This is a genomic window from Streptomyces sp. NPDC002004, assembly GCF_053593975.1.
Window position 1 is genome coordinate 68,392 of the sequence record NZ_JBSFDP010000001.1, and the last position, 10,304, is coordinate 78,695.

Sequence of the window (10,304 nt, forward strand, 5' to 3'; positions counted from 1 at the left end):
CCGGCGGTGGTGCGGGGACTTCCCCCGGCGACGGCCACCGCGACGAGGCCGGTTCGGGAGTCTGCGAGGAGGGCGGAGACCGGTGGTGCGCGGGGGCTCACGGTCACGACGGCGGGGAGGCGTCCTCCGGGAGGGACGCGCGCCGGGGCACCGTGCGGTAGTGCTCGCCGGCCCCGCCGTGCCGGCCTTCCGGCCGCGGCGGAGCCTGACGCCCGCGCGGGCCGGCTCGACGGCCCCGGCGCGGCTCACGCCGCAGGTGGCGGCGCGGGCGACGCCCGCGACGAGGGCGGCCCTGTCCTTCGGAGGTGTCCCCATGAGTCCGCTCCGACGCCGAATCCCGACAGCTTCTGTCGGGCTTTCCAGCGGCATGTGCACATATAACGAATGCGCCGCTCTGACGTGCGCCCCCCTTCCCCAGGCCCGATGCTGGACGCGTGATGGACGAGACGGAGTTCTGGGAGATCGTGGACAGCACCCGCGAGGCCGCCGAGGGCGACCCCGAGGATCATGCCGAGCTGCTCGTCGACAGGCTCCTCCAACTCGAACCTGACATGGTGCTGGACTTCGCCCGTCACTTCGAGGCCCGCTACAACCGTGCCTACCGGTGGGACCTGTGGGGCGCGGCGTGGGTGCTGCTCGACGGGGCGAGCGACGACGCCTTCGACTACTTCCGGTGCTGGCTGATCGGCCAGGGCCGGGAGGTGTACGAGGGCGCGGTGCACCACCCCGACGCGCTCGCCGATCTCCTGGACGACTTCGACGAGGAGATCGACGGGGACGGCGAGGAGCTGGGCTACGCCGCGGACGAGGCGTACGAACAGCTCACCGGCGACGTGGCCCCCGATCTGGGCATCGCGCCCGCGCCCGCGGAGCCGGAGGGTGCCGCGATCGACTTCGAGAACGACCGGGTGCTGTCCCACCACTATCCGAAGCTGTGGGAGCGCTTCGGACGGTAAGGCCCCGGGGTCACCGGCGTGCGGGCCGCGGCCGCCGGAGCGGAACGCGGGCGCGCGCCGGGGGACGCGGGCCGTGGCGGGCGGGCTCAGAAGTGGGTGCCGCCGTCGATGCGGATCTCGGTTCCCGTGATGAACCTGCCGTCGTCGGAGCCCAGCATCGCGACGACGCCGGCGACCGTCTCGGGGCCCGCGAAGCCCTGTCCGATGGCGGGAGCGAGTTTCATGAACAGGCTCATGTCGGCGTCCTCGGGGAGGCCGGGACCGGCGCTCTGCCGGCTGGCGCCGCTGCCGTCGGTCATGCCGGAGGAGATGGACCCGGGCTGGACGGCGGTGAACCGTATGCCCTGCCGGCCGTACTCGCTCGCCAGGGCGTGCGTCATGGACTGCACGCCACCCTTGCTGGCCGCGTACGCCGCCATGTAGGGGTGGGCGAAGGCCGCTGACGTCGAGCTGAAGTTGACGACGGCCGGGCCGTTGCCCTCCAGCAGCGCCGGGACACACTCGCGGATCATCAGGAAGGTGCCGACGAGGTTGACCCGGATGATCCGGTCGAAGGACTCCAGGCTGGTCTCGTGGGTGTGCGAGGAGCGCAGGATGCCCGCCGCGTTGACCAGTACGTCAAGGCCGCCGAGCGCGGAGACGGCGGCGGCGACCCCGTCGCGTACCGAGGTCTCGTCGGCGATGTCCACGACGAGCGTGGTGAGCCGGACGGCGTCGGCGCCCGCCTTGGCCGTGGTGTCCCGGAGCCCGTCCTCGCTGACGTCGGCGGCCACGACGGTGCCGCCCTCCGCGAGGATGCGCAGCACCGTGGCCTGGCCGATGCCGGAGCCGCCGCCGGTGATCAGCGCCCGGCGGCCTTCGTAGCGGTTGACGACGTCTGCTCCCACGTCCTGCCTTCTTCCTCTTGCGGGTGCTCGGTGCGGGCACACACTACTGCCGAGATGGCAGTATGTGCCATCTCGGCAGACTGCGACACACCTCGCAGCGGGGAAGTCCCTCCGGGCATGCGCCGGAACGCGGCCGCCTACGCCTGCCGCAGGCTCCGGCCCATCAGCACGTCGTCGACGTACTCCCCGTCGAGGAGGAACTCCCCGCGCAGCACCCCCTCCACGACGAACCCCTCGGATGCGTAGAGCCGCCGGGCCGGGGTGTTGTGGCCGAGCACACGGAGGGTGATGCGCGCCGCGCCCTGGCGCCGAGCCTCGTCCAGCGCGCCCCGGACGAGCGCCCGCCCCACCCCCTTGCCGCGCGCCTCACCGGCGACCACGAACCCCTGGATCTGCCGTACGTGCTCGTTGTCCGCGAGGGGTGTGGGACGGCCGAGCCGGATGTAGCCGACGATGTGTCCGCCGGCCTCGGCGACGAGGTGGTTGCGCGGCTCGTGCCGCTCGGCGAAGAACGGCGTCCCCGCCTCCGGGCAGGGCTGCACGGCGTGCACCGTGGACCAGGACGCACGGTCGAGCCGACCGAGCACCTCGTCGTCCTCAAGGCGGGCATGGCGTATACGGAGTTCGAGCATGCCGATCACGGTACGGCGGGGGCGGGAGGTCCACCGGCGGTGCAGGGCCGGCCGGGCCGCGCGCTCCGGGCCGCGGACGGCGGGCATGCCCGCGGCACCGGGTGCGTCGGGGGCGACCTTCCCGCGCGAACGGGCAGGATGGACGGCATGACCTCTCGTATCGCGGTGGCCGGCTCCTCCGGCCTCATCGGCAGCGCACTGGTGCGGTCCCTGACCGCGGACGGCCACGAGGTGGTCCGCCTGGTCCGCCACGCCCCCCGATCCGGGAACGAGGTCCGCTGGGATCCGCTCCGTCAGGAGGTGGACACGGAGGGCCTCGCCGGGTGCGACGCCCTCGTCAACCTGGCCGGTGCCGGCATCGGCGACCACCGGTGGACGGACGCCTACAAGAAGGAGATGCGCGACAGCAGGGTGCTCGGCACGGCCGCGCTCGCCGAGGCCGTGGCCGCCATGGACAGCCCGCCCCAGGTCTTCCTCAGCGGCAGCGCGATCGGCTTCTACGGCGACACCGGGGAGCGCGCGGTCGATGAGAGTGCGCCCCCCGGGGACGGCTTTCTGCCCTCCCTCTGCGTCGAGTGGGAGGAGGCCGCGGCTCCCGCCCAAGAGGCGGGCGTACGCACCGTGTTCGCCCGGACCGGTCTGGTCGTGGCCCGTGAGGGCGGTGCGTGGAAGAGGCTCTTCCCACTGTTCAGGGCGGGCTTCGGCGGACGGATGGGCAGCGGCCGCCAGTACTGGAGCTTCATCGCGCTGCACGACGAGGTGGCCGCACTGCGTCATCTGCTGGACACCGGGACGCTGTCGGGCCCGGTGAACCTGACCGCTCCCGATCCGCTGACCAATGCGGAGATCGTCGACGCGATGGGACGCGTGCTGCACCGGCCGACGCTGTTCCCGGCACCGGCGCCGGCGCTGCGGGTCGCGCTCGGCGAGATGGCCGGGGACGTGCTCGCCAGTCAGCGCGTGCTGCCCACACGCCTGTTGGAGTCGGGCTTCCAGTTCGCCTTCCCGGGGATCGACGGGGCGCTGCGCGCGGCCCTGGAGTGAGGCAACTCCGACCCCCGCTCCCCCATGCCCCCCAGCCCGGCGGGCCGCCGCACCATGACCGTTCTGATCGTGTGCGACCGCTGTGCGACCGTGCCCTGACGATGCGCGACTGTCTTTGACCGGAACGACTCCTACCCTCGACGCGAACTCGGGTATCCCGAAGCCCTGTTGGGGGCATGAGCCTCCCACCAGCCGCGCAACCTCGAGGAGGGGCACGTGCTTGAGCCCGCGCGTCATGCGGACGTCGTCGTCGTGGGAGCCGGGGTCGCGGGACTCTCGGCCGCTCATCAGCTGACCAGGGAAGGGGTAACGACCGTAGTCCTGGAGGCCGCCCCTTACGTCGGCGGTCGTATGTCGACCGAGAAGGTCGACGGCTTCCGGCTGGACCGGACCGGTCAGCCGCTCACCACGTCGTACGCCGAACTGGGCCGCACCCCGGGGCTCGACGGGCTGGTGCTGCATCCCTTCGCGCCGGGCATCCTGGTGCACAGCGAGGGCCGGCGGTACCGGGCCGGGGAGCCGGGCACCGTATGGCGCACCGGGCGCGGGGGCGCAGGAGCCGCCGGTGACGGTGCGGCCGACGCCCGTACCCCCGGCGGTCGCACCGGGGTCGGCGGGCGCGCAAGGGGCGCACTCAGCGCGGCGCGCGCCTTCGCAAGCGCCCCCAGGTCGATGGGCGTCCCCCCTGCCCGGGCGAAGTCGCGGGCTTCGGGACGGCCGGCACCGCTCGGCGGCCCGCTCGACCAGGCCCGCCTGGCGGCCGCGCTGGCGCGTCTGGCGGCCGCACCTCCGGAGCGCCTCCTCGCCCGCCCGGACCGGCCCGTGCTGTCCACGCTGACCTCCCGGGGCCTGCCGCACCGTACGGTCCAGGGGTTCCTGCGTCCCCTGCTCTCGGCGCTCCTCAGCGACCCGGAGCTGACGACGTCGAGCCGCTGCGCCGACCTCGCGCTCCAGTCCTTCGCCCGTGGGAGGCTGTGCCTGCCGGAGGGCGGTGCGGACACGGTGCCGGAGCTGCTGGCGGCGTCGTTGCCCGCGGGGACGGTGCGCACGGGGGTCAGGGTCACCTCCGTGTCGACGACGTCCGTGTCGACCGCCGAGCACGGCACGGTCCCGTGCCGGGCGGTGGTGGTGGCGACGGGCGCCCGCACGGCGGCGGAGCTCCTGCCGGGCCTGCGCGCCCCGTCCTTCCACCCGGTGACGGTGCTTCACCACACGGTCGACGAGCCGCCGCTCGCGGAGCCCGCACTGCTCCTGGACGCGGACCGGCGGGGGCCCGTGGCGCACACCGCCGTCGTCAGCCAGGTCGACCCGTCCCGGGCCCCCGCCGGGCGGGCCCTGGTCACCTCGATCGTCCTCGGTGCGCCGCCGTCCGGCGTGGACCGCGCGGTGCGCGACCACCTGGCCGAGCTTTACGGCACGTCGACGGCCCGGTGGGAGCTGCTGGGCGTCCACCACGATCCGTACGCGGTACCGGCGATGCCGCCACCGCACGATGTGCTGCGGGCGGTACGGGTCCTGGCGGGCCTGTACGTCTGCGGCGACCACCGCGAGGTCAGCTCGCTCACCGGGGCGCTGTCCTCCGGGCGCCGGGTGGCCCGTGCGGTGCTGTCCGACCTCGGCGTCCAGGTGCCACCGGCGTCGGAGCCGCTGTCCGCGGCGGCGTGACGGCCGCGGGCGGCGAGCGGGACGCCTCCCCGGTCGTCGGCCCCGGTCGTCGCGGCCCCGGGCGACGCCCGGAGCCGACACGACCGGGGCCGACGACCGGAAGATGCCGCGCGCCCTCCGCGAGCCCGGTGTGGTCGGCAGGACGCCGCCTAACCCAGCGCCGCCACCTTGTCGCGGTATCCCCGGACGGCGGCCGCGTCCCGGTACGGCTCCAGACGGCGCTCGAAGTCGCGTACGTACTCCAGGGCCCGCACGGACCGCATCTCGCCGGCCGCCTGCGCAGCCTCCGCACCCAACTGGCAGGCCTGGTCCAGTTCGCCGAGGCCGAGCCGGGCGGAGGCAAGGACGATCCGGCAGAACAGACGGCTGCGGGCGAACCCGGGCGCGCGCAGTTGCAGCGAACGCTCGGCGTGCTGCGCGGCGGCCCGGTACTGCTGGAGGTCGCGGTGGCAGTGGCCGAACTCGTCGGCGAGCTGGGCCTCGTCGAAGAAGCGCGCCCAGTACGGCACGTCGTCGCCCGGGCGTGCGGTCTCCAGGGCGCGTTCGGCACGTACCAGCGACGCCGTGCAGGCCCGCACCTCGCCGAGCACACCGTGCCCGCGGGCCTCGACGGCGTGCAGCAGCGCCTGGACGACCGGCGGCGCCGATGAGCCCACGCCCTGCTGGGCCACGCGGGCGAGCTGCACCGCCTCGCGGCCGTGCCCGAGGTAGACGGCCTGGCGGCTCATGGTGACCAGGACGTACGACCCGTAGGCCCGGTCGCCCGCCGCCTGCGACAGCCGGAGCGCCTGCACGAAGTACCGCTGGGCGAGGCCGTGCGCCGCGATGTCGTACGAGGTCCAGCCCGCGAGGCGGGTCAGGTCGGCCGCGGCGGCGAAGAGGCGGCGGCCGGTCTGCTCGCCGTAGGTACCGCGCAGCATCGGCTCGGCCTCGTGCTCCAGATAGCGCACGAGCGCCTGGCGCGCATGCCCGCCGCCGTACGCCTGGTCGAGGGTGCGGAACAGTTCCCCCACCGAGCGCAGGGCGGCGATGTCGCCGGCGGTCACCCGCTGGCCGGGCCCGCGCTCCGCGGTGCGCTGCCGCTGCTGGGGCACCGCCGCCCGGCCCTGCGCGGGCACGCGCCCGGGGCCCGGTGGATCGCCGCGGCCGACGCGGTCGTCGGCCCGCCCGATCAGCCAGTCGCGGCTGGGCACGACGAGCCCGGCCGGGGTGAACGCGATCTTGCGGAGCTCGGCGTGGCTGCCGGAGTCCTTGCGCCACAGACCGCTGACGATGTCGACGGCCTCCTCGGGCGTCGAGGCGAACTCCAGGCCCGCGTACACGGGCGCACAGGCGTCGAGCCCGAGGTCCTGGGCGCTGAGGCGACGCCCGAGCCGACGGGTGAACACCTCGGCGATCAGGGCGGGCGTGGTGCCACGCGGCTGCTGTCCGCGCAGCCAGCGCGTCACCGAGGTCTTGTCGTAGCGCAGGTCGAGCCCGTGCTCCAGGCCCAGCTGGTCGACCCGGCGGGCCAGTCCTGCGTTGGAGAACCCTGCCTCCGCGATGAGCGCGGCGAGCTGGCGGTTGGGGGTGCGCTGCGGAGGTCGTTCCGTCATCAGCTGTGCGGTCTCCTGCCTTCCGGGCCGTTCCTTGAGCAGCCCTTATGGCCGTCTGAACGGCGCGAATGTAGCCGCCGTCACTGCCCCCATCGCACCCTTCGCCCCGCATTCATCCGATCGTGTGAGGATTGGCCGGGCGGCTGACGCGAGAGTGCTGGTCGTACAGTGGCGTGGGGCGCGACACGTACCCCGAACGGTGTGAGGAGGCGCTTGCCGGTGAGTGGGTTGCGGTTCGTCCGCATGGGTTTCGGTGCGGACGCTGTCGAGTACCAGGCGGCCTGGGACGAGCAGCGCCGGGTGCACGCGGCGCGGTTCGCGGACGAGATCTCCGACACGTGTCTGCTGCTGGAGCACCCGCCGGTCTACACGGCCGGCCGGCGCACGGAGGACAGTGAGCGCCCCCTGGACGGCACCCCCGTCATCGACGTGGACCGCGGCGGAAAGATCACCTGGCACGGCCCGGGTCAGCTGGTGGGCTACCCGATCATGAAGCTGCCGCGCCCGGTGGACGTCGTCGCGCATGTCCGCCGGCTCGAGGAGGCCCTGATCCGCACGTGCGCCGACTTCGGCCTGGAGACCACCCGGGTCGAGGGACGCAGCGGGGTCTGGGTGCTCGGCGACGCCAAGGACCCGGCCGAGCAGCGCCCCGCGCTCGGCGGTCTGTCGCTGGACTTCGACCCCCGTCTGAACGACGACGAGTTCGACCCGCGGCTCAGCGGACCGGAGTACGCCCCCTCCAACGCCGGTCAGCGCCGCGAGGACCGCAAGATCGCCGCGATCGGCATCCGGGTCGCCAAGGGCGTCACGATGCACGGGTTCGCGCTGAACGTGAACCCGGACAACACCTGGTTCGACCGGATCGTCCCGTGCGGCATCCGCGACGCGGGGGTCACCTCGCTCATGAACGAGCTCGGCCGCGACATCGCCATCGGCGACGTCCTGCCGGTCGCCGAGAAACACCTGCAGGAGGTCCTGGAGAACGCGGACCTCAGGCCGCGTGCCGTGGAGCAGACGAGCGCCTGACCCCTTCGGGGGAATGCACCCCGTCGGCCTGAGGTTGGCCTCACCACAGGGCCGCACACATGCCGGGCGTACCCTGGTGTACGCCGAAGAATCGAAAGTCTACGCAGACAAGCAGGGAGCCGACGTGTCCGCAGTCGCACCCGACGGACGCAAGATGCTGCGCCTGGAGGTCCGCAACAGCCAGACCCCCATCGAGCGCAAGCCCGAGTGGATCAAGACCCGGGCGAAAATGGGTCCCGAGTACCGCAAGATGCAGTCGCTCGTGAAGGGCGAGGGCCTGCACACGGTCTGCCAGGAGGCGGGCTGCCCCAACATCTACGAGTGCTGGGAAGACCGTGAGGCCACCTTCCTGATCGGCGGCGACCAGTGCACCCGGCGCTGCGACTTCTGCCAGATCGACACGGGCAAGCCCGAGGCACTCGACCGCGACGAGCCGCGCCGCGTGGGCGAGTCCGTCGTCACGATGGACCTGAACTACGCCACGATCACCGGCGTCGCCCGTGACGACCTGGAGGACGGCGGGGCCTGGCTGTACGCCGAGACCGTGCGCCAGATCCACCAGCAGACCGCGGACCGCGAGGACGGCCGTACCAAGGTCGAGCTGCTCGCCCCCGACTTCAACGCGGAGCCGCACCTGCTGCGCGAGGTCTTCGACTCGCGCCCCGAGGTCTTCGCGCACAACGTCGAGACGGTTCCCCGGATCTTCAAGCGCATCCGCCCCGGCTTCCGCTACGAGCGCTCGCTCAAGGTCATCACCGACGCCCGTGACTACGGCCTGGTCACCAAGTCGAACCTGATCCTCGGCATGGGCGAGACCCGCGAGGAGGTCAGCGAGGCGCTGCGCCAGCTGCACGAGGCGGGCTGCGAGCTGATCACCATCACGCAGTACCTGCGCCCGAGTGTGCGCCACCACCCGGTGGAGCGCTGGGTCAAGCCGCAGGAGTTCGTGGAGCTGAAGGAGGAGGCCGAGGAGATCGGCTTCTCCGGCGTGATGTCCGGCCCGCTGGTCCGGTCCTCGTACCGCGCCGGCCGCCTCTACCGCATGGCCGTCGAGAAGCGGGGCGAGTACATCGCCTCGCAGGCGGTCTGAGCTTCCTCCACGGCGATCCGGGGTGGGCGCTCCCGCGCCCGCCCCGCGCACGGCGCGAGTGTGTGAATCGGCGCACAAGTGGCTACTGCCGAGTAGTGCACGTATCGACGCGGTCCTGACGTCCCCGCAGCTGGGGAACGGCATCAGGGCCGCGTCAGCTTTTTGCGGGGCTGCAACAACGTTTCATTGGTGTTTGACCACTCGGTCACGCCCTGGTAACACCAATGAGTGAGCCTGGTCCTACGCCCCGTACATCCCTCCCTCCGAAAGGGATCACCGCCATGCAGGCCGCGCCCGTTCGCGCCACCGCCATTCCGTCCTTCACCGAGGCCCTGCGCGCCGTGGAGTCGCTGCTCATGAGCAGCGGCCAGCGCACCGCGCGCCGCAACGCCTGGACGTCCGTGCTCGAGGACCGCCGCCGCGCCAAGGACCGGGTCGAGGCCCAGCGCGTACTCGAAGAGGCCGTGGCCACCCGCACGCAGTAGGACAGGCCCGTACCGTCCGACACCACCCGCATGCAGCAGCCGGCCCGTCCCCTCCCCGGCCCTGTTGCGTACGACACTGCCGTCGTCGGCGCCCGACTCGCCACGTAGACTTCTGGGCATGGCGAGGAAGGAAACCGCAGTGGACGCTGCGAACCCCGGGCGGCTCAAGCAGATCGCCCTGACATACAAAATGACCAGCAAGGCCGACCCCAAGATCGGTCTTGTGCTCGCGGCTGTCGGCATCGTCACGTTCGGTGTCTTCCTCGCGATCGGTTTCGCGATCGGTCATCCGTACCTGCTGGGCATCCTCGGGCTGCTGCTCGCTCTTCTCGCGGCGGCGATCGTCTTCGGGCGCCGGGCCGAGCGGGCCGCGTTCGGACAGATGGAGGGCCAGCCGGGCGCTGCCGCGGCCGTGCTGGACAACATCGGGCGGGGCTGGACGACGACCCCGGCGGTGGCCATGAACCGCAGCCAGGACGTGGTGCACCGCGCCGTCGGCAAGGCCGGCATCGTGCTGGTGGCCGAGGGCAACCCGAACCGTGTGAAGGGCCTGCTGGCCGCCGAGAAGAAGAAGATGGCCCGCATCGTCGCGGACGTGCCGGTGCACGACGTCATCGTCGGCGACGGCGAGGGCCAGGTCCCGCTCAAGAAGCTGCGCACGACGCTGCTGAAGTTTCCGCGCGTCCTGCAGGGCCCGCAGGTCACCGCGACCAACGACCGCCTGAAGGCGATGGGCGACCTGATGAGCAACATGCCGCTGCCGAAGGGCCCGATGCCGAAGGGCATGCGGATGCCGCGCGGCGGAAAGACGCGCTGACGCCTGCACCGTACGAGTGAGAGGGGGGCGCGGGCGGGGTCCCGCCCCCCCCACTCCCCGGAGCAACCCCAACGACCGGCCGCGAACGCGGGCCCCCGCCGGAGCAG

The 10,304-nt window shown here is 72.8% G+C and carries 10 protein-coding genes; 7 read left to right on the plus strand and 3 right to left on the minus strand.

Features of this window, described 5'->3' with window-relative positions; genetic code table 11:
- Positions 1-437 precede the first annotated feature (437 nt).
- A complete protein-coding gene (locus ACWCP6_RS00290) occupies positions 438-956 on the plus strand; it encodes a DUF4240 domain-containing protein (protein WP_450930526.1) in 519 nt (172 codons plus the stop codon).
- An 86-nt stretch (positions 957-1,042) separates the two neighbouring features.
- Here the strand turns inward: ACWCP6_RS00290 and ACWCP6_RS00295 are convergent, their stop codons facing one another.
- Together ACWCP6_RS00295 and ACWCP6_RS00300 are read right to left on the minus strand one after the other, a co-directional pair.
- Positions 1,043-1,843 (minus strand): SDR family NAD(P)-dependent oxidoreductase, encoded by an 801-nt coding sequence (locus ACWCP6_RS00295; protein ID WP_450930052.1) that lies wholly within the window; start codon positions 1,841-1,843, stop codon positions 1,043-1,045.
- Between the two features lie 137 nt (positions 1,844-1,980).
- Entirely contained in the window at positions 1,981-2,475 is a 495-nt protein-coding gene (locus ACWCP6_RS00300; RefSeq protein WP_450930053.1) for an N-acetyltransferase family protein, read from the minus strand.
- Positions 2,476-2,613: 138 nt separating this feature from the next.
- Between ACWCP6_RS00300 and ACWCP6_RS00305 the strand changes: the two genes are divergently transcribed.
- Both ACWCP6_RS00305 and ACWCP6_RS00310 read left to right on the plus strand, forming a co-directional pair.
- On the plus strand, positions 2,614-3,519 hold the full coding sequence (locus ACWCP6_RS00305; RefSeq protein ID WP_450930054.1) for a TIGR01777 family oxidoreductase: 906 nt from the start codon (positions 2,614-2,616) through the stop codon (positions 3,517-3,519).
- 216 nt (positions 3,520-3,735) lie between these two features.
- Positions 3,736-5,184, plus strand: a complete 1,449-nt coding sequence (locus ACWCP6_RS00310; RefSeq protein WP_450930055.1) for an NAD(P)/FAD-dependent oxidoreductase — start codon at positions 3,736-3,738, stop codon at positions 5,182-5,184.
- 149 nt (positions 5,185-5,333) lie between these two features.
- On the opposite strand, the gene ACWCP6_RS00315 is transcribed toward ACWCP6_RS00310, so the two are convergent.
- Positions 5,334-6,779 carry a regulator gene (locus tag ACWCP6_RS00315; RefSeq protein ID WP_450930056.1) on the minus strand — a complete coding sequence of 482 codons (1,446 nt, stop codon included), beginning with the start codon at positions 6,777-6,779 and terminating at the stop codon, positions 5,334-5,336.
- 219 nt (positions 6,780-6,998) lie between these two features.
- On the opposite strand from ACWCP6_RS00315, the gene lipB reads away from it, so the two are divergent.
- From lipB to ACWCP6_RS00335, 4 genes are all read left to right on the plus strand, one after another.
- Positions 6,999-7,805 carry a lipoyl(octanoyl) transferase LipB gene (gene lipB / locus ACWCP6_RS00320; RefSeq protein ID WP_450930057.1) on the plus strand — a complete coding sequence of 269 codons (807 nt, stop codon included), beginning with the start codon at positions 6,999-7,001 and terminating at the stop codon, positions 7,803-7,805.
- 124 nt (positions 7,806-7,929) lie between these two features.
- Positions 7,930-8,895 carry a lipoyl synthase gene (gene lipA / locus ACWCP6_RS00325; RefSeq protein WP_450930058.1) on the plus strand — a complete coding sequence of 322 codons (966 nt, stop codon included), beginning with the start codon at positions 7,930-7,932 and terminating at the stop codon, positions 8,893-8,895.
- A 281-nt stretch (positions 8,896-9,176) separates the two neighbouring features.
- Positions 9,177-9,380, plus strand: a complete 204-nt coding sequence (locus ACWCP6_RS00330; RefSeq protein WP_450930059.1) for an SCO2195 family GlnR-regulated protein — start codon at positions 9,177-9,179, stop codon at positions 9,378-9,380.
- Positions 9,381-9,498: 118 nt separating this feature from the next.
- The gene (locus tag ACWCP6_RS00335) at positions 9,499-10,197 is read left to right on the plus strand and encodes a DUF4191 domain-containing protein (RefSeq protein ID WP_450930060.1); all 699 of its coding nucleotides are present in this window, start codon (positions 9,499-9,501) and stop codon (positions 10,195-10,197) included.
- Positions 10,198-10,304: the final 107 nt, after the last annotated feature.

Coding starts and splice junctions, on each gene's coding strand:
- ACWCP6_RS00290 (WP_450930526.1), top strand. CDS start 438: ATGGACGAGACGGAGTTCTGGGAGATCGTGGACAGCACCCGCGAGGCC.
- ACWCP6_RS00335 (WP_450930060.1), top strand. CDS start 9,499: ATGGCGAGGAAGGAAACCGCAGTGGACGCTGCGAACCCCGGGCGGCTC.
- ACWCP6_RS00300 (WP_450930053.1), bottom strand. CDS start 2,475: ATGCTCGAACTCCGTATACGCCATGCCCGCCTTGAGGACGACGAGGTG.
- ACWCP6_RS00330 (WP_450930059.1), top strand. CDS start 9,177: ATGCAGGCCGCGCCCGTTCGCGCCACCGCCATTCCGTCCTTCACCGAG.
- ACWCP6_RS00315 (WP_450930056.1), bottom strand. CDS start 6,779: ATGACGGAACGACCTCCGCAGCGCACCCCCAACCGCCAGCTCGCCGCG.
- ACWCP6_RS00305 (WP_450930054.1), top strand. CDS start 2,614: ATGGACGGCATGACCTCTCGTATCGCGGTGGCCGGCTCCTCCGGCCTC.